The organism is Kamptonema formosum PCC 10802 (assembly GCF_000332335.1).
Lineage (GTDB): Bacteria > Cyanobacteriota > Cyanobacteriia > Cyanobacteriales > Oscillatoriaceae > Oscillatoria.
On record NZ_KB235950.1, the window covers coordinates 46,285 to 46,685 of the forward strand.

The window sequence follows — 401 nt, forward strand, 5'->3', positions numbered from 1 at the left end:
CAATGTTGGCCATGACAGGGCGAGTGACCATGTTGGGTCTGTCCCGCTGGGCGGGCCCAGGTGGGAGTTATCGAACTGTCCAACGATTCTTCCACACGGCCCGACCTTGGGCTACCCTGTTCTGGGTCTTTTTTCGCCAGCATTTATACCGGAGTTCTGAAGTATATCTTCTGGCAGGAGATGAAGTGGTCGTCACCAAAGCCGGTAAAAAACCTACGGACTTGAGCGCTTCTTTTCTAGTCTGTATGGCAAATCCTTAACCGGGCTATCTTTCTTCACACTATCATTAGTAAGTGTTCAGGAAAAACGTTCATTCCCTATAAGGGTCGAACAAGTCATCAAGAGCGAGCGTGAAAAGTTGAGCCACGGGTCTGAAAATACAGAGTCTAGCCCGCCCAAAG

General features: G+C 49.9%; 1 pseudogene. It reads left to right on the plus strand.

Features of this window, described 5'->3' with window-relative positions:
- Positions 1–401, plus strand: a pseudogene (locus OSC10802_RS51995) (transposase); the annotation flags it as partial.